The organism is Agrobacterium sp. NPDC090283 (genome assembly GCF_044769685.1).
Taxonomy (GTDB): Bacteria; Pseudomonadota; Alphaproteobacteria; order Rhizobiales; family Rhizobiaceae; genus Agrobacterium.
The window spans coordinates 17,108-35,843 of sequence record NZ_JBIVYG010000015.1 but is presented as its reverse complement, the minus strand read 5'-3'; the positions used below and the strand labels follow the sequence as shown (position 1 = coordinate 35,843).

Sequence of the window (18,736 nt, the reverse complement as noted above, 5' to 3'; positions counted from 1 at the left end):
GCAGGAGATCGCCGGCCGCACGGGCCGGCACATCAGGCCGGGGACGATGCCGGCAATCAACGCGTCTTCAGCAGATCGCGGATTTCGGTGAGGAGCTTGACGTCTTCCGGCGGCGGCGCTGCTTCCGGCTTTTCCTCGATCTTCTTGCGTTCAACGGAATCACGAAGCTTGTTGACGCCCTTGACCATCAGGAAAATGATCCAGGCCAGGATCAGGAAGTTGATGAGAACCGTCAGAAAGTTGCCGTAGGCGAAGACGGCGCCCTGATCGCGGGCAGCGGCAAGCGACGTGGCGTTGACGCTGGAGCTCAGCGGCAGGAAGTAGTTCGAGAAGTCGAAGCCACCGAAGATAGCGCCAACGATCGGCATGATGAGATCGTTGACGACGGAGTCGACGATCTTGCTGAAAGCCGCACCGATAATAACACCCACGGCCAGATCCATGACATTGCCGCGGGCAATGAACGTTTTAAATTCGTTAAGCATTCAGATTGTCCCTCTCTCCTGCTTCGCGAGCTGAAGCTATGTGACTGTCCCTACGGGTCGAACCATATAGGGTCCGGGCATCATTTGGAATCCGCGGGATTGCATTTATTGGCCTTTTTGCACGCTCACCTTGAACTTTATGCTCAGACCGCGCTCATTCTCAACGGCGCGGAATTCGCCTATGCTTGATATCAGGGAATTCTTGCATGGGGAGGATGCGTGCTTCCTGGGTGGATCATATTCGGCTCGGCCTTCGCTTATATCCTGCTGCTGTTCGCTGTCGCGAGCTACGGGGACAGGAAAAGCCGTGAAAGAAACGCGCCGAAAAAGGGGCGCCCTTTCGTCTATGCACTCAGTCTCGCCATCTACTGCACCTCCTGGACCTATTTTGGCGGTGTGGGGCTCGCGGCAGACCGGGGGCTGGAGTTTCTCGGCATCTATACCGGTCCGATCCTTGCCTTCACCATCGGCATGCCGATCATCCGCCGCATCGTCGAACTGGCGAAAACGGAAAAGCTGACTTCCGTTGCGGATTTCATCGCCGCCCGCTACGGCAAGAACTCCACCGTAGCGATGATCGTCGCCATCATCGCTCTCGTCGGCGCCATTCCCTATATCGCCCTGCAGCTGAAAGCCGTGTCCAGCTCGGTGGCGACGATGGTCGATCCCGGCGATTACGGCATTGGCAGCGGCAATCTTTATTTCCTCGATCTGCCGCTGGTCGTCACCATCGTCATGGCGGGCTTTGCCGTCATGTTCGGCACCCGCCACACCGATGCCACCGAACATCAGGACGGGCTCATTCTGGCGATCTCGATGGAATCGCTGGTCAAGCTCGTCGCCATGTGCACCGTCGGTTTTTACGTGCTCTTCGTGCTCTTCGACGGTCCCGTGCATCTCTGGCAGCTCGCCTCCGATAACGAACAGGCCATGCGGGCCATGTCCTATCACACGCCCGTCAGCCGCTGGATCGTGATGACGCTGCTTTCCGGCTTCGCCATCATCCTGCTGCCGCGCCAGTTCCACGTCACCGTGGTTGAAAACCGCACGCCGGAAGAGCTGCGCATGGCGGGGTTCCTGCTGCCGCTCTATCTCATCGCGATCAACATCTTCGTGCTGCCGATTGCGTTGGCCGGTATTCTGACGCTCGGCGCCAATGGCGATGCCGATCTCTACGTGCTGCAATTGCCGCTCAATCATCAGATGCCGGTCGTGTCGCTGATCACCTTCATCGGTGGATTTTCGGCGGCAACCGCGATGGTGATCGTCGCCTCGGTCGCACTGTCGATCATGATTTCCAACGATATCGTCATGCCGATCTTCCTGCGGCAGAAGCTGCTGAACCGTTCGCCGCACCGGGACGACTTCGCCAAGACGTTGCTCAACATCCGCAGAACGGCAATCTTTGCGGTGATGCTCTTGGGTTACGGTTATTACCGCGCCGCCGACAGCGCCACGGGCCTCGCCTCCATCGGCCTTCTCGCATTTGCCGCCATCGCCCAGATGGCCCCTGCCTTGTTCGGCGGGCTGTTCTGGCGGCGCGCCAATGCGCGCGGCGCAATCGCCGGCTTAAGTTCGGGCTTTTTCGTCTGGGCCTATCTGCTGTTCCTGCCAAGCTTCGGCGGGCCTGACAATTCCGAGGTCGCGGCGAATATTCTCGGCTTCCTGTTTTCCGGCAGCACGGTGTTCAATGGGCCGGACGCCGATCCCTTCGTGAATGCGGTCATTCTCAGCCTGCTCGTCAACAGCCTTGCCTTCGTGCTCGGCTCGCTTTCGCGCAATCCGAGGCCGGTGGAGCGCATCCAGTCCGGCATCTTCGTCAAGCGCCACTCGAAATCGCAATTCGCCACGCGCGGCTGGAAAACCCGTGTCAGTGTCGGCGATCTCAAAAGCGCGGTCGCCCGTTATCTCGGCGAGGAGCGCATGCTGCGATCACTCGCGACCTATGAAAAAACGGCGGGCAGGAAACTGAATGACGACCAGCCGGCGGACATGGCGCTGATCCATTTCTCCGAACAGTTGCTGGGCAGCGCCATCGGCTCCTCCTCCGCCCGTCTGGTGCTTTCGATCATTCTTCAGAAGGCGGAAGACACCAGTGCGGACACGGCATGGCTGCTCGATCAGGCAAGCGAGGCCCTGCAATATAATCAGGACATGCTGCAAACGGCGCTGGCCCAGATGGATCAGGGCATTGCGGTTTTCGACAGTTCGCAGCAGCTGACCATCTGGAACCGGCGCTTCCGCACGCTGCTGGATTTGCCCGAGCAATTCGGGCAGGTCGGCGTACCGCTCACGGATATCGTTTCAATGCTGCAGGAACGCGGCGATATGCCCGAAGGCGACACGAACGAGCTGATTACCAGCTTCCTGACCATGGACCTGCCCTTTTCGCTGGTGCTGGCGGGCGGCGAGCGCATCATCGAGGTGCGCTCCAACACCATGCCGGACAAGGGTATCGTCGCCACCTTCACCGATATCACCCAGCGGGTGGCGAGCGATCAGGCGCTGAAACAGGCAAACGAGACGCTGGAGCAGCGCGTGGCGGAGCGAACCGTGGAGCTTACCCGCGTCAACCGTGAACTGGCGGAAGCAAGGGCATCCGCCGACGAGGCGAATATCGGCAAGACACGGTTTTTCGCCGCCGCAGGCCACGATATTCTCCAGCCGCTGAATGCCGCCCGCCTCTATTCCTCCTCGCTGGTCGAACGGCTTGGCGCCTCGGGAGAAAGCGATCTCGTCCACAATATCGATTCGGCGCTGGAATCGGTCGAAACCATTCTCGGCGCGGTTCTCGATATTTCCCGCCTCGACACCGGCTCGATGAAGGCGCGCATGACATCCGTGCCGCTGAATGAGCTGCTGAAACGCATCGAAACCGATTTCGCGCCGATGGCGCAGGAGAAGAACCTCGACCTTGTGGTCATGCCGACCTCGCTCACGGTCCGCTCCGACCCCAATCTCCTGCGGCGTCTGATACAGAACCTGGTTTCCAACGCCATCAAATACACGCTGAAGGGAAAGGTGGTCGTCGGTGCGCGCCGACGCGGCGGCGAAGTGGTCATTCAGGTGACGGATTCCGGCATCGGCATTCCCTCATCCAAGTTTCGCACCGTCTTCAAGGAATTCGCCCGATTGGACGAGGGCGCAAAAACCGCATCCGGCCTCGGGCTCGGTCTTTCCATCGTCGACCGGCTGTCGCGGATGCTGCACCATCCGGTGCAGCTGATTTCCACCCCCGGAAAAGGCACGACCTTCCGCATCCACCTGCCGCGCGAGGCGGATCGCCTCGTACCGGCCGAAGCCGATGGCGGGACAATCAGTCCTGCAGCCAGCGACCGCCTTCAGGGCGTCCGGGTCCTGTGCATCGACAACGAGCCGAAAATCCTCGAGGGCATGACGCTGCTGCTGACCGGGTGGGGATGCGAGGTTTTACCCGCAGGTTCCGTAGCGACGCTGGAAGAACCCTTCCTCACCTTGGCCGCAGCCCCCGACGTCATCGTTGCCGATTACCACCTGGACGACGGCGACGGCATCAGCGCCATCCGCCTCATCAGGACATTTTACGGCAAGACGATCCCTGCCCTGCTTGTGACGGCGGATCGCAGTCCGGAAGTGCGCAGCGATGCCGAAAAATACGGGATTTCGGTTCAGCACAAACCGGTCAAACCGGCGGCGCTGCGGGCCTATATCAACCAGATATCCAGCACGGTGCGGGCGGCAGCCGAATAAAAACTCCCGGACCTTGCGATCCGGGAGCGGTTTGACCTTCAAAAAACAGACCTGTCAGGCCGCCTGATTGTAGCGATCCCTGCCGGTTGCCGAACCCTGTTCCATCTGGAAGCGCTGCACCAGATCGAGCAGCGCTTCCACCTCGCCTGACAGTACCCGGCTGGCCGCGCTCGACTGTTCGGCAAGTGCCGCATTCTGCTGCGTCATCTGGTCCATCTGGTTGACGGAGCTGTTGACGTTGTGAAGGGCGGAGGACTGGTCCTGCGTCGCCGTTGCGATGGTTTCGACGTGCTGGCTGACCGTCACGATCTGCTGGCTGATGGCGGAAAGAACCGTGCCCGCCTCCTGCACCAGCTTCGAGCCGGAGCTCACCTCATGCGTCGACTGGTTGATGAGCTGCTTGATCTCGCGGGCCGCGTCGGCGGAGCGCTGGGCAAGCTCGCGCACTTCCTGCGCCACGACGGCGAAACCCTTGCCCGCCTCACCCGCACGCGCCGCCTCGATGCCGGCATTGAGCGCAAGAAGATTGGTCTGGAAGGCAATATCGTCGATGACCTCGATGATCTGCTCGATCTTGCGCGAGGCGTCTTCGATGCGGCCCATGGCATCGACGGCGTTGCTGACGACCGAACCGGAGCTGTCGGCGCTCTGCTTGGTGATGCGGACGGCTTCATTGGCCTCCCGCGCCCGCTCGGCGGACGATCTGACGGTAACCGTGATTTCGTCTACGGCGGCGGCAGTCTCCTCCAGCGAGGCGGCCTGGTTTTCGGTACGCTTCGACAGATCGACCGACGACTGCTCGATTTCAAAGCCGCTATGCTGGATGATGAGCGTGCGCTCGCGGATCTGCCCCAGCGCATCGCGCAGGTTGAGGAGGGATTCGTTGAAATCCGTGCGCAGGCGGTCGAGGCGGCCGGCGAAAGGCGTCTCGATCGTGCGGCTCAGATCGCCACGCGAAAGCCTGCCGAGACCGGAAGCAATCTCGCCGACTGCAAATTCGATCTGGCTGTCCATTTCCTGCTTCTCGGCATCGTTGCGGTGACGTTCGGACTCCGCCGCAGAGCGTTCCTCCGCGCTTTTGCCCTCAATCGCCAGTTTCTCGATCGCATTTTCGCGGAAAATCACCAGCGCGCGGGCAATGTTGCCGAATTCATTGGTGTTGGTGGCGTAGGGGATCGACGTGTCGAGATTGCCGCCCGAAAGGGACTTCACCGCATCGGTCAGCTTGCCAAGGGGTTGAAGCGTGCGCTTGATGACGAAATAGGCGAGCAATCCGACGCCAAGCATGGCGAGCGCGCCGCAGATCAGCATCATGTCACGCAGGCTGTATATCTGCGCATTGTAGAAATCCATGGGAACGCCCACGAACAGGATGCCGACCGTTGCGCCGGTCTTGTTCGTAACCGGCATATAACCGGTCATGTAGCTGGTGCCGAACAGCGTGGCGGTGCCAAAATAGGCCTCTCCCTTGGAAACTTTCGGGAAAGCGGGATGATCGGTGGCAAGCTTGGTGCCTGCTGCTCTCTCACCCTTTTCGTTCTTCAGATTGGTGGTCAGGCGAATGAACTCGCCAGCCTTGGCTTCGAAAACAGTAGAGATACCGCCGTTACCGGCAGCCGTGCGATCGACGAGGTCATTGTCACGCATCGTTCCGATGCTGGCGCGACCGACGCTCTTCAACTCGCCATCCACCATTTCGAGCGCAACGCCGCCAACCTTCATCTCGTAGAGGATGGCCATGCCGCGCATTGCGCTGTGCGTATCACGCAGCGCAGTGGCGATGACGTTGTCCTTCAAGCGAATGTAGGTCGAAAAACCAACTGCCGCCACGCTGAGCGCGATCAGGCCGATCGTCAGCGCGACGACCTTGCCAGCAACGGACTTAAAGAGCCGGTTGTGCATGAAACAGTTCCCCAAAGCCAAACTTACGAAAGTTCTAATGGGCAACTGTTAAAAAAACGCGAAGTGCCGATGGCGCCTTTTAGGGGAGCATGAAAGCCGGCCGGCATTCCGCAGGATTAAAGGGGACGGGAGAACCCCGTCCACCATCAATGGATGTAACCGAGCCTGATGGCCTTGGCGATCGCCTGGATGCGGTTGACGGAATCGAGCTTGATCGTCGCCGAACCGAGATAGGCGTTGACGGTGTGCACGGAAAGGCCGAGCTTCACCGCGATTTCTTCGCTGATACGGCCGTCCCCCGCCAGTTGCAGGCAGGCGATTTCCCTCTCGCTCAGGGCCTCCGAAGGGGCCGCCTTGCGCTCGTCCAGCGCCAGCATGTCCACCATGATCTCACAGCATTTGATGTGCTGTTCGATCACGACCTCATTGTCGAGAACGAGGTTGGTGCCGCAGAAAACGATATAACCGTTGCCGATGGTGCCGAGCCGCACCGGCAGCGCCAGCCCCGCATAGGGCAAGGTATCGTTCTCGATGCGGCGCAGAAGTGCCGGCACATCGGGAAGATCGGCAAAGCCGCCGGCGTTTTTGTTGCGCCAGATGACCGGCAAAAGCGATGTCTCGATATGATCGAGAAGAATGTCGCCGACGGCGCGGATGAACTGCGTGCTCTGCTCCGCGGCATTCATGCCCCAGTTTTCCAGCTCGCAGGTCAGCTTTTTCTTGTTCGGGAAACCGGAAGCGGCAGCCTTCGTCACCACGAAATTGCGCGCGCCGACCAGCTTCTGCATGGCGACGAGCTTCGGAAAAAGATCCGACCGGCTCGTCACGACAGGGCTGCGGTAATACATGCCCGTTTGACCTGTACCCTCATTGTCTTTCGTCTGTACCATCCGTCCGACCATTATACGAGGTTGTTGCGCACGGCGTAGGCAATTGCCTCCGAGCGGGTTTTTGTCGCGGTTTTACGCATCACGCTTGTGATGTAATTATTGATCGTATTGCGCGAAATGCCAAGGATCATCGCGATTTCATCGCTTGTCTTGCCTTCCGCGATCCAGAAGAGGCACTCGAGTTCGCGCTCCGTGAGATCGATATCGCGAACGGTCTTTGCTTCGCTGGCAATGCCGAAACTGACACAATAGCCCGTCAGCAGGGCGATTTCCCGAAGCCTTTCCGGTGAAGGCACTGCTTCTTCCGGAAACAACAGCAGCAGGGAAAGGCGGATGCGGCCCACGCAGAAAGACAGCGCCGAATATTGCCGGTCTATGCCATAGGGAACCGAAACATCGTCGGGAAGGAAAAGCAGCCGCGGCTGCAGAAGCGAAAGGCATTTCTCCATTTCGCTCGACCGGTTCTGGCTGTTGGCCAACTCGATGCCAAGCCTGCGGACCAGATCGAAAGGCCAGTCGGAGGTGACGATGAATTTCAGTCCGGTTTCTTCGAGAAGATCGTCGCGCGCCAGCAGATAATGCGAGGCGCCAGCGTAGGTTACGAGCAGATCCAGTGCGCCTGCAACGTTACCGGCAGCAGCCGTGGCTGCGACGTTTTTAGCAAGCTGATCGCGCGGCAAGGGCTTACCCATGCCCTCCATAGGCTTGGCAGACAGCCTGCGGATATCAACATCGACTTTCAATCGCCTACGCCCTCTTGCTCCCAGCGGGAGATTATACATCGGGATGGAATCATTCCATTCGAGAAGCTTACCAAAATGGGATGGCGCGCCCCGGAGACCGAATCACTTCATTTTATGGAACCGACCGGAATTTGCCATTACCTGGCAACAGCCTTTCCACGTATTTCCCTGCTCGTCTATTACTAAAAAAACATACTGAAAAGCTGTTCAATCCATAAACGGCATTCTCAGCCAATTCCCAGCAAACTGTATCGTTGCTGAATTTTTTGTAAACACTGTCCCGAAACGAGATTGCCACGGCTCGCCCGCCAAGCATAGCAAAAACCCCAAAAACAGAAAAAAGGCCGGGTAAAACCGGCCTTTTCGACATTATGCTGCTTTTTCCACCGCCCATTTGCGCAGGATCTTGGCGGCTCTTTCCTCGCTGATTTCCACCATGCGGGAGAGCCTGCGTTCCGGCCCTTCGCGAACCCGGCGGTTGAAAGTGCCCTCGCCATCGCCGCCCGCCAGCAGATCGTCGGTACTGTCGAAGCCGAAATCCGCCCCGAAACCTTCCATGAGACCGCCTGCGCCCGCATCCATGCCGGGAGAGAAATCCGGCAATTCGAGACCGGCAGCCTCCTGGCTGAGCTGGCCTGCGGCGGCGCCGTTGCTGGTCACCGTGCGGACCAGAGGGCGTACACCAAGCCAGACGACAAGGAAGGCGACGGCGACAAAGGCGAGCGAGTTGATGATGCCGGCGGAATTGCGGCTCAGCACTTCCATGATGCCTGGGCCGGTTGCGGCTTCATCCAGCAATTGCGTTTCGAGGAAGTCCATCGCCGTCAGGGTGACCATGTCGCCACGATCGGAAGAAATGCCCGCGGCCGAGGTGACGATCTTCTGCATTTCCGCAAGATAGGCGTCGATCTTGGCCTGATCGGCCGGTTCGCCGACCATCTTGGCAATGCGGCCCTTGTTGACGACCACGGCAACCGAAATCTTCTCGAGGGTATAGCCGTTCTTGACCGTGGCAACCGTCTTGGAATTGATCTCGTAGTTGGTCTGTTCTTCCTTCTTGGCCGACTGATCGGAAGACTGCGGGCCACCGCCGCCGCCCTGGGGCGCGGCCTGCGGCACGTTCTGCTCCACGGTCGCGGCCGTGTCGGGCTGCGTTTCCTGGGACTTCTGGTCTTCCTTTACCGTGCGCACGGAGCGCTCGACACGCGATTCCGGATCGTAGACGGTTTCCTGGATCTGGCGGCTGTCGGTATTGAGCTGCGCCGTCACGCTGGAGCGGAAATTGTCCATGCCGAGGAAGGGCGCCAGCGCCTTGTCGATATTGGTTTCGATTTCCTGCTGCACGTTCTGCGCCAGCGTCAGCGAGCGGTTCATCGCGGCATTGGTGACGTCGTCGCCGGAAGCGAGAAGCTGGCCGGTCGAATCAAGCAGGGTCACATCATCGACTTCAAGGCCGGGAACGGCCGAGGCGACGAGGTGACGGATGGAGGCGGACGCCTTGCGGCCGGCCGAAGCACTGGCGCGAATCATGACCGATGCGGTGGGCTTCTGTTCGCCACGGCGGAAATTGCCGACGTCAGGCATGACGATATGGACGCGTGCGGCCGCAATGCCGTCGATCTGCTGGATGGAGCGGCCGATCTCGCCCTCAAGGGCGCGAACGCGCGTCACTTCCTGCATGAAGGAGGTCAGGCCGAGGGAACCGACATTGTCGAAAAGCTCATAACCGGCATTGGCGCTGTCGGGCAGGCCACGTTCCGCCAGAAGCAGCCGTGCCTTGCTGGTGAGGCCGACCGGAACCTGAAGGCTGGAACCATCGGTCCCCACCTGGAAGTCCAGACCCGATTCGGCAAGCGCAATGCTGATCTTGTTAAGGTCGCTTTTTTCAAGCCCCACATAAAGGGTCTCGTAAGCAGGACGGTTCACGTAAAGCGCTGCCGCAAGGATAATGGCCATGGACACGACGCCCACGCCGCCCAGCATCAGCAGCCGCGTCTGCCCCAGCGCCGCGACATTCTTCAAGACCTGAGGGATTTGATTTAACAGATTCATTCTGTTCCGCACCGTCATTCATAGAGTCCGAGACCTTTTGGCCCCGTCGTGACAATAGGGTGCGAAGCTTGCGCGAGCGTTGCCTTTCTCCGCATTGCGCGAAGGCAGGAAATGCAGGCCGAAATGCGATCTAGAACAGGTCGAAGTCGCCGGAAGCCTTGTCGAGCGGCTGGGAATGGCCATGGCGGAAGGCCGCGCCGAGCGCCTTCTGCATTTCGGCAAGCTTGACGAGGCTGAGTGCGGTGGAGACATCCACGAACCAGTCCGCGGGGATGGAGCCGGTGATGGTGTCGATGAATTCGGCAAGGCCGCGGGTCTTCTGGACGGCAAGGTCGATGCCCTGCAGCAGCTTGACGCCTTCGCTGGACAATTGACCGCTGGTCACTTCAAGCAATTGCGGCTCGATGCGCTCGATGAGATAGGCGACGTCGTGCAGTTCCGATACCACGCGCATCAGAACGTCCGGCAGGGCTTCTTCGAACGGAGTGGCGGCGGTGTGCTCTGCAAGCTGCATTGGAAACTCCGTGACTAGAAAAATTCGATGTCGTTGGCGACGGGCTTGGGGGCCGGCACCGGACGCGTTTCCATGGCAACCGTCTTCTGGGTTTCCGCGCCGCTGAGCGGATGCTGACGTGCACGCCCGGAGACCGGCCAGAATTCGATCTTTCGGCCGTGATCCCCGCCCGTGGAGGAGCTTAAGACCGGAATGCCTTCGTCCTTCAGAAACTGCATGGCGAAGATGGCATTCTGCTCGCCGACATTGGAGAAGCTGGCGATCGTCTTCGCCCCGCCGAAAACCTTGGCTTCCAGCCGGTCGCGCCGCGCCCCCTGCTTCAGGAGGCCGTTGATCAGCAGCTCCATGAGATGCACGCCGTAACGCGTCGCGTCCCCGCCGGTCACATTGCCCGTTCCCGGCAGCAGGAAGTGGTTCATTCCTCCCAGGCCGGCAACGGGATCTCTCAGACAGGCGGCCACGCACGAACCGAGTATCGTCGTCAGCACCACATCGGGATCGCTGACGACCTTGTACTCGCCCTGAATGATATGTACGCGCTTGGCCGCAGCTTCAATCATTTCAGCGATCCGAAAACCGCTTCGATGGCAGCGCGCATCTTGTCGATCGTGAAGGGCTTGGCCAGCACGTTGTTTGCGCCGAGCTGGGCGGCCTTCTGCACCAGCGCGCGGTCGCCCTGCGCGGTGAGAATGATGAAGGCGGCCTTCTTGGTCGTCGGGTTGGCCCTGACGGCGTGCAGGAAACCGAGACCATCCATCTTCGGCATGTTGAAATCGGAAATGACGAGATGATGGGGCTGCTGCTCCATGATCTTCATTCCCTGCTCGCCGTCACCGGCGGCAGTGATCTGCTTGAAGCCGAGCTGTGTCAGCGCATCGCTGAGGAGCAGCCGGCTGGTCACCTGATCGTCGACGATCAGAACTTTGATCTTTTCTGCGAGAGACATTAGTCAGCACCTTCTTTGCGGGCAGTGGTTAGTTTCAGGATTTCTTCGCCGATGGAGGCCAACGGCAATTGCTGTTCCACCGCGCCAAGCTCATAGGCCACGCGGGGCATGCCATAGACGACACATGTTTTTTCGTTCTGGCCGACGGTGCGGGCACCGGCATGGCGCATTTTCAGAAGCCCGGCCGCGCCATCGCGGCCCATGCCGGTCAAGATGACGCCGACGGCGTTGCGGCCGGCAAGCTCGGCCACCGAATCGAACAGCACATCGACGGAGGGGCGATGGCCGTTGACGGAATCACGATCCACGAGCCGGCAGCAGGGCGCGGACCGGTTGGCGATCTGCAAATGACGCTCGCCGCCCGGTGCAAGATAGATCTTGCCGGTCTGCAGACGTGCGCCGTCCGTCGCCTCTTCCACGACAGGGGCGCAGATGCGGTTCAGCCGCTCCGCGAAACTCTTGGTAAAGGTCGGCGGCATGTGCTGGGTGATGACGGTCGGCGGGCAATTGGCCGGGAACTTCTGCAGCACGGCGATCAGCGCTTCGACGCCGCCCGTGGAGGAGCCGATGGCCACCACCTTGCGGCCCGCCCGATATTCGCTCATCGGGACCGGCTGGGGCGCGGCAGCCGCTTCCGGCCGCGCCGCGCGATAGGCGGCATGTTGCGAGCGGGCGGCGGCCTTTACCTTGTCGGCCAGATCGCCGAAGGGGCGCGCATCGCCGGGAGCCGGTTTGCCGACACAGTCGAAAGCGCCGATTTCGAGGGCGGCCAGCGAAGCGTCGGCGCCGCGATGGGTCAAGGACGAGACCATGATGACCGGCATGGGCCGCAGGCGCATGATCTTTTCGAGAAATTCGAGGCCGTTCATCTCCGGCATCTCGATGTCGAGTGTCACGACATCGGGATTGAGCTGCTTGATGGCGGCGCGTGCCTCCATGGCGTTGCCGGCCTGGCCGACCACTTCCACTTCCGGATCGGCCTTGAGCACGGCCGAGATCAGGCCACGCATGGTGGGAGAATCGTCAACGACGAGGACCCGTGCGAGTGCGCTCATGCCTTCCTCCCGGATGCGTGACCGATGAAGCGATAGGTGGTGATGCCGGTATTGTCGAACAGGTTCTTGGCATCACCGGAGACGCGCTCGGAATGGCCGATATATAGATGGCCACCTTCCGGCAGCAGCCCGGCGAAACGCGACCAGATGCGCGTCTGCGTCGGCTCGTCGAAATAGATGACGACGTTGCGGCAGAAGATCACATCGAAATTGCCCTTGAAGGGCCATTGCGTCATCAGGTTCAATTCATTGAAGGTGATGAGCCGTTTGACCTTGTCGTCAATGCGGAACTTGCGGCGACCGCCGGCATCGACTTCCGTGAACCATTGTTTGCGCATGGCGGGAGACACGGTTTCCAGCGCATTGTCGTCGTAGACCCCTGCCCGGGCCTGCGCCAGAATCTTCGGATCGATATCGGTGGCCAGAATCTTGAAATCGTAATCGGCCGCATTCGGGAACATGGCAAGCACGGTGAGCGCTATCGAATAGGGTTCCTGCCCGTCGGAACAGGCCGCCGACCAGATGCGGACACGTCCGCCGCTCTTTGCGCGGGCAACAAGACCCGGCAGGACTTCGTCACGCAGATGTTCAAAATGATGGTTCTCGCGAAAGAACCGCGTGAAATTCGTCGTCAGGTGCGACAGCATTTCGCGTCGCGCCTGCGCGCCCTCGGGCGAGGACACCAATGCGCAATATTCGCGGAAACCCGACAGGCCGAGATTGCGGATATGCTTCGACAGGCGGGAATAGACCAGCGACGCCTTGGTGTCGTTGAGATAGATGCCCGCATCGGCATAGATCATCGCCGCGATTTCCGACAGATCGCGTCTCGTCAGCGGGTATTCGCCGCTGGCAAGAACGTCTTCGGAAGACTGGCGCTGGTCGCTGAAATTAAGTGCTGCCATGGATGATCCGCTTTCAACCTGTCGCCGCAAGCGACATTTCCTGCTTCAGTGGCTGTCCGCGCGAGGCGCTGACGATGGCATCGACATCCAGAATGAGAGCGACGCGCCCATCGCCGAGGATAGTGGCGGCGGCAATGCCCGGAACATGGGTATAGTTGGCTTCCAACGATTTGATGACGACCTGGCGCTGACCCTGGATCGCATCGACCATCAGGGCACGCTGGCCGCCGCCTTCCGATTCCACCAGAAGGGCGACACCTTCGACCGGATCGGCCTGGGTCGGGCGGAAATTGAGAACGCGTCCGACATCCACCAGCGGGCAGAAGGAGTTGCGGATGGAGATCAGCCGCTGGTTCGCGCCGAAGGAGTGAATGTTCTTCGCCTCCGGCTGCAGGGTTTCCACAATCGCCGTCAAGGGCACCACCAGCGTCTGGCCGGCAACGGTCACCACCATGCCGTCGAGAACGGCAAGCGTCAGCGGCAGGCTCATGGTGAAGGTCGAGCCATGGCCGGGGCGCGAGGAGATGCTGATGCGGCCGCCAAGCGCCTGAATGGAGCGCTTGACGACATCCATGCCAACGCCGCGGCCGGAAATGTCGGAGATCTTGTCCGCCGTGGAGAAGCCCGGCGCGAAGATCAGATTGTCGATCTCTTCATCCGTCAGGTTCGCATCGGCAGCGATGAGGTCGTTATCGATCGCCTTCTGGCGAACGCGCTCGCGGTTGATGCCCGCGCCATCGTCCTGCAGTTCGATGAGGATGCGGCCCGAGCGATGCTTGGCCGAAAGCTTGATGGTGCCTTCCGGGTTCTTGCCCGCGGCTTCGCGCTTTTCCGGCGTTTCAATGCCGTGGTCGACGGCATTGCGGATCATGTGGGTCAGGGGTTCGGCCAGCTTGTCGATGACCGTCTTGTCGACTTCGGTATTCTCACCTTCGGTGACGAGGCGTATCTGCTTGCCGATCATGTCGGCGACTTCGCGGACGATACGCGACATGCGCTGGAACACCGGCTTCACCGGTTGCGCACGGATCGCCATGACGCTGTCCTGGATTTCGCGCGTCAGCTGCTGCAGTTCGTCGAGGCCCATATTGACGGCGGAGGTGCCGCTCGCATCGTTTTCGATGACGCTCTGCGACAGCATCGCCTGGTTGATGACGAGCTCGCCGACGAGGTTGATCAGGCGGTCGACACGGTCGAGGTCGACGCGGATGGTCTGGCCGGCGCTGGCATTGGCCGCTGCATTGGCGTTCGCCTGGGCCGCGGCAGGTGCTGCCGCCGCTTCACGCTTTTCGATGGCGGCATTGACGCTCTGGGCGATCTGCGTCGTCGCGACGGCCGTTTCGACGGCTGCGGCAACATAGGAGGCTTCCGCTGTGGCGATCTCGACAACGGGCTGTTCTTCCGATCCGCTATCGAGAGCCGAAAGATCGAACGGCACCGGGATCATCGGAAGCTCTTCCTCGTTGCCTGCGGCATCCGAAACAACCGGCACGATTTCCAGATCGCAATCCCATTCGGCAAATTCGAAGACGCTGCGGATACCCTCTTCGCCCTTTTCGGTGGTGATGGAGACCGTCCAGGAGAGATAGGATGCTTCAGGATCGAGCTTGTCGAGCGAAGGCAGCTCCGACATGTCACAATTGATGCTCATTTCGCCGATGCGCGAGAGATCGCGCAGGAGAAGTGCCGCCTCGTTGCCCTTCGAATAAAGCGACGCATGCGGCTTGAAGGTGATCTGGAACGACGGCGCTTCCATCAGCGGCGTGGTTTCGTCGGCAAAGTCCGTGAAGGAGAAAGGGATCGGCTCGAAGCCGCTCTCATCCGTCGGCTTGGGTGCGACGGGTTGCGGCGCCTTGACGGCAGCCGGCGCCGGTGCCGGTGCCGGTGCGGAAACCTGCACGGTTTCGCCGTTTGCCAGCGCCTCCAGCTCCTTGACGAGGCCGCGGGTGCGGCTTTCATCGACGCTGCCGCCGTCTCTTGCCGCATTGGTCAGGTCCGCCAGCACGTCGGCGGAGCGCAGCATGACTTTGAGAACGTCCTGTGTCGGCTCCAGCTTGTTGGAGCGGACGCAGTCGAGGGTCGTTTCAAAAACGTGGGCGAAGGCCACGAGGTCATCGAGACCGAAGGCACCCGCCCCGCCCTTGATGGAATGAACGGCACGGAAAACGGCGTTGACGGTTTCCGGATCACGGTCGCCGTCATTCAATTTAAGAAGCCCCGATTCCAGTTCAGCGAGCTGCTCCTCGCACTCCTGGAAAAAGATTTCCTTGATTTCGTTCATATCCATCGTGAAATGTCCCGTATCAGGCGGTTACGCGCTCAATGGCATCGATGAGTTTTGCAGGGTCGAACGGCTTGACGATCCAGCCGGTCGCACCGGCCTGGCGGGCGCGGTTCTTCTTCTCTGCATCGCTTTCGGTCGTCAGAACGAGGATCGGGATCGCGCGGTACTTTTCGTTGCGCCGCACGCCCTCGATGAAGCCGAAACCGTCGAGACGCGGCATGTTGATGTCAGTCACGATGACATCGGGGTTGCTCTGTTCCAGCACTTCGAGACCCTCGACGCCGTCTTCGGCCTGAATGGTCTCGAAACCGGCATTGTTGAGGGTGACCAGGAGCATGTTCCTGATCGTCCGGGAATCATCCACGGTAAGAACTTTTTTCTTCACTTTTGCATCTCCTTAGGGAGCAAATGGTCGATATCGACGCCTATCAGTTTCATGGTCTTGTCGAATGCATCGGAAACCCTTGCGAAACCGAAGGGTTTGCCATCCTCTTCCCAGGATTTCGCGCCGGCCATGAGGACCTGGGCGCAAAGCGCGCCGATGCGCTCCACCTCGGACGCATCGACCGACAAAGGTGCTCCTCTCAGCGTCATCAGCTTGCCGTGCAGGGCCGATGCTTCGTTGAGGTCCAGCACCGGTGACAGTTTCAGCGTCGCCTCAGCTGCTTTTCTGGCTGCCATTACATGACTCCCTGACGTCTGAATTGTTGGTAATCCTGGCCGTAATCCGTGCGGTTATCCGCGCGGGCCATAAATGAAGTGTTCTGCCGGTCCGCACCGGACGCCGCTTTTGCCTGGGCCTGACGGGCAATGCGGAATTCGCGGATGGTGTGACCGAGTTCGATAATAACGGTTTGAAGCGCGTCGGCCTCGGAGGCGCTCGCGCTGATATCGGCGGCGTTCCGGCCCGCCTGCCTTTGCTGCTCGCCGATATCGGCGGCAACCGATTGCAGTTCGCCGGCCTGCTCGGCCGTATGCCGGGAGACTTCCGCGATCATGTCGTTGATACCAGAGACCTGCCGGACGACGCCGCCGATTGCGTCCTGCGTGCGGTTGACCATGCGCACGCCGCCCTCAACCTGCGTCTTGGTGGTGCCGACAAGGCTCTTGATCTCCCTTGCAGCGTCGGCGGAACGCTGGGCGAGCGCCCGGACTTCCTGCGCGACGACCGCGAAACCGCGGCCGCTTTCACCCGCACGCGCCGCCTCGATGCCGGCATTGAGGGCGAGAAGGTTGGTCTGAAAAGCAATTTCGTCGATCGTGCCGATGATCCTGCCGATGTGCTCGGCGGATTGCTCGATGTCAGACATGGCGTCGATTGCCTCGCCGATTGCCTTGCCGCTTTCGACAGCTGCGTCGCGGGCGCGGGAAACGGCCGTTTCGGTCGCCGCTATGCGGGCGCCGTTTTCGGCCACATTCCCGATCATGGTCTGGATCGCGCGGGAGGTTTCGGCAAGGGCTTCCGCCTGCTGGCGGGAGCGCTCCGCGATGGAGCGGCCCATATCGGCAAAGCGCGCACCAAGCGCCTCAGCTTCGCCAATGCTGTTTTGCGCGCCGATCAGCGAGGCGCCAATCGTTTCCAGAGCCGTATTAAAGGACACCGCAACATCGCGATAGGCTTCCGGCACATCGCCGCCGATACGGGCCTGCAGATCGCCTGCGGCAAAGGCCGTCAATGCCGTGCCCAGCAACTTCGCAGCTTCCGAGCGGTCATTGTCGCGCTGTTCCGCCAGTTCGCGGCCGTGGCGCAGGCGCAATTCGTTGAAGCGCAGCGAGACAGCGATTTCGGTATCGACCATCACCAGACGGACGACGTTCTTTACGGCTTCCGCCAGTTCACGGGTTTTCTTGCGGTTGCCGGGCAGGATGGAGCGCGGCGCATGTTCGGCAACCAGCCCACCGACGAGATGTTCGAGAACCACCGCATGGCTGGCGATCTGCCAGCGCGGATCGAGACCCATGCGGCTGGCATTGTCGGAAAGAACCTTCACCCGCTCGGCATAAAGCGCATCGAAACGGGCATCCGTCAAAACGCTCCAGTGCGAGGATTGCAGATCGTGCAGGCGGTCGAGCTGGTTTTCGCTTTCGAAAGACGGGGAACAGTCCGGCATGGACTGGAAACGGGTCATCACATCGCGCAGGCCGGCCTTGACGTAAGGCTCCAGCATGCCGCGATAGCTGCGCAGGAAATCGGATTGCGTCTCATCGAGGCCGGCAAAGCGCAGCCGTCCCGCCAGGCTTCCGCCTGCCGATCTGCGCGCTTGATCTGATGGCAAGTCCTGCCCCAACCGACGTCCCCAACACCATGACGGCCGGTAAAACCCGGCCAAATTGACCAAGGTTCAGAACGCCGGCACCCTAAAGGGGATTTTTGAACGAACATACCCATCGCGGACGATGCGGCATCGACGCTTGCCTGACCTTCTTGAACCAAGAAACGAAAATACCGGATCGGGCCCGGTACGGCAGTGCGGCGTCATGCCTGGAAGGGGAGGAACCCCATTCCGCCGTGGAAATACTACCAATCTTTATGGTTAATTCCTTGCTTGAAAGTTAAGAAACGCAAGCACCGGCGTCAAACGGTAAAATTTGTAAAAGCTTTTAGCCATTGCTGCCCTCACTTTGCCGCAAACGGACAAAAACGAAAAGGAATCGGACGCCGCGGACGGTTTTTCCCGCGTGCGTGCTGGACAAGCATGTCCGGCTTCCCCTAAAACAAATCAACAGGATATTCGCTCAACGGTGATGCTTTAAAGAGACCTTTACGATCAAGGAGATGCCAACTTGCCACGGATGGAGAAAGGCCGCAGTTCAAGGCGCCATCCGCAAGTGTTGATCGGCCTCGTGGTCGCGAGCCTGCTCGTCATGATCGGCTTTCAGGCGCCCTCCGGCGTCAAGGCACTCTCGAAGACCAGCCGCCTCGAGCGGTTGCAGAGCGTCGATCTCAGCCGTTCCCTTTCTCTTCGCGACAGGGATTGCGATAGCGGCAATGATTACGGCTGCCGAAGCGGCGATGCCGGTCGAGGATTCCGGCAGGAGGAGTTCTTCTCACCCACCTTCAGCATGACCGACGATGCCAGGGCCTCGCTCGTTGCTGTTGCCATCGTGCCACAAGCTTTCCGAGACTTTGCCAGCGTGGTTCCACGCGCGCCTCCGCATATTATGTATTAGTCATTCCGGCGGTCGTCATTATCAGGTTCATTGCGAACCTTGAGGGATCGGAGTCGTCGG

16 protein-coding genes are annotated in these 18,736 nt (G+C 60.3%); 2 read left to right on the top strand and 14 right to left on the bottom strand.

The window, feature by feature from the left end; all coding sequences use genetic code 11:
* Positions 1 to 56 precede the first annotated feature (56 nt).
* Entirely contained in the window at positions 57 to 485 is a 429-nt protein-coding gene (mscL, locus tag ACIQUH_RS19960) for a large conductance mechanosensitive channel protein MscL (protein ID WP_400818113.1), read from the bottom strand.
* Between the two features lie 219 nt (positions 486 to 704).
* Here mscL and ACIQUH_RS19955 point away from each other — a divergent pair, with 219 nt between their 5' ends.
* Positions 705 to 4,214, top strand: coding sequence for a PAS-domain containing protein (locus ACIQUH_RS19955; RefSeq protein ID WP_400818111.1), 3,510 nt, complete (start codon positions 705 to 707; stop codon positions 4,212 to 4,214).
* Between the two features lie 54 nt (positions 4,215 to 4,268).
* On the opposite strand, the gene ACIQUH_RS19950 is transcribed toward ACIQUH_RS19955, so the two are convergent.
* The 13 genes from ACIQUH_RS19950 to ACIQUH_RS19890 all read right to left on the bottom strand — a co-directional run bounded on the left by ACIQUH_RS19950 (position 4,269) and on the right by ACIQUH_RS19890 (position 17,781).
* Positions 4,269 to 6,116 carry a methyl-accepting chemotaxis protein gene (locus ACIQUH_RS19950; protein ID WP_400818108.1) on the bottom strand — a complete coding sequence of 616 codons (1,848 nt, stop codon included), beginning with the start codon at positions 6,114 to 6,116 and terminating at the stop codon, positions 4,269 to 4,271.
* 146 nt (positions 6,117 to 6,262) lie between these two features.
* A complete protein-coding gene (visR, locus tag ACIQUH_RS19945) occupies positions 6,263 to 6,964 on the bottom strand; it encodes a transcriptional regulator VisR (RefSeq protein ID WP_400818327.1) in 702 nt (233 codons plus the stop codon).
* Positions 6,965 to 7,017: 53 nt separating this feature from the next.
* Positions 7,018 to 7,749, bottom strand: a complete 732-nt coding sequence (gene visN, locus ACIQUH_RS19940) for a transcriptional regulator VisN (protein ID WP_035262791.1) — start codon at positions 7,747 to 7,749, stop codon at positions 7,018 to 7,020.
* Positions 7,750 to 8,118: 369 nt separating this feature from the next.
* The gene (gene fliF / locus ACIQUH_RS19935; protein ID WP_400818106.1) at positions 8,119 to 9,801 is read right to left on the bottom strand and encodes a flagellar basal-body MS-ring/collar protein FliF; all 1,683 of its coding nucleotides are present in this window, start codon (positions 9,799 to 9,801) and stop codon (positions 8,119 to 8,121) included.
* Positions 9,802 to 9,931: 130 nt separating this feature from the next.
* Positions 9,932 to 10,315, bottom strand: a complete 384-nt coding sequence (locus ACIQUH_RS19930) for a hypothetical protein (protein ID WP_400818104.1) — start codon at positions 10,313 to 10,315, stop codon at positions 9,932 to 9,934.
* A 14-nt stretch (positions 10,316 to 10,329) separates the two neighbouring features.
* Positions 10,330 to 10,875: a chemoreceptor glutamine deamidase CheD gene (gene cheD, locus ACIQUH_RS19925; RefSeq protein ID WP_003522762.1), complete on the bottom strand. Its 546-nt coding sequence runs from the start codon at positions 10,873 to 10,875 to the stop codon at positions 10,330 to 10,332.
* Complete coding sequence (gene cheY2 / locus ACIQUH_RS19920) at positions 10,872 to 11,261, bottom strand: chemotaxis response regulator CheY2 (protein ID WP_003503467.1); 390 nt, start codon at positions 11,259 to 11,261, stop codon at positions 10,872 to 10,874. Before cheY2 ends, cheD begins: the two co-directional genes overlap by 4 nt.
* Entirely contained in the window at positions 11,261 to 12,316 is a 1,056-nt protein-coding gene (cheB, locus tag ACIQUH_RS19915) for a protein-glutamate O-methylesterase CheB (protein WP_400818101.1), read from the bottom strand. Before cheB ends, cheY2 begins: the two co-directional genes overlap by 1 nt.
* Positions 12,313 to 13,221, bottom strand: coding sequence for a protein-glutamate O-methyltransferase CheR (gene cheR / locus ACIQUH_RS19910; protein ID WP_400818099.1), 909 nt, complete (start codon positions 13,219 to 13,221; stop codon positions 12,313 to 12,315). Before cheR ends, cheB begins: the two co-directional genes overlap by 4 nt.
* Before the next feature lie 13 nt (positions 13,222 to 13,234).
* Positions 13,235 to 15,508, bottom strand: a complete 2,274-nt coding sequence (locus tag ACIQUH_RS19905; protein ID WP_400818097.1) for a chemotaxis protein CheA — start codon at positions 15,506 to 15,508, stop codon at positions 13,235 to 13,237.
* 16 nt (positions 15,509 to 15,524) lie between these two features.
* Positions 15,525 to 15,890: a chemotaxis response regulator CheY1 gene (gene cheY1, locus ACIQUH_RS19900; RefSeq protein WP_004439870.1), complete on the bottom strand. Its 366-nt coding sequence runs from the start codon at positions 15,888 to 15,890 to the stop codon at positions 15,525 to 15,527.
* A complete protein-coding gene (locus ACIQUH_RS19895) occupies positions 15,887 to 16,186 on the bottom strand; it encodes an STAS domain-containing protein (RefSeq protein WP_003503483.1) in 300 nt (99 codons plus the stop codon). The genes cheY1 and ACIQUH_RS19895 overlap by 4 nt, the downstream gene beginning before the upstream one ends.
* A complete protein-coding gene (locus ACIQUH_RS19890; protein ID WP_400818092.1) occupies positions 16,186 to 17,781 on the bottom strand; it encodes a globin-coupled sensor protein in 1,596 nt (531 codons plus the stop codon). The genes ACIQUH_RS19895 and ACIQUH_RS19890 overlap by 1 nt, the downstream gene beginning before the upstream one ends.
* Positions 17,782 to 18,298: 517 nt before the next feature.
* On the opposite strand from ACIQUH_RS19890, the gene ACIQUH_RS19885 reads away from it, so the two are divergent.
* Positions 18,299 to 18,676, top strand: a complete 378-nt coding sequence (locus ACIQUH_RS19885; protein ID WP_400818324.1) for a hypothetical protein — start codon at positions 18,299 to 18,301, stop codon at positions 18,674 to 18,676.
* The last annotated feature ends 60 nt before the right edge of the window (positions 18,677 to 18,736 follow it).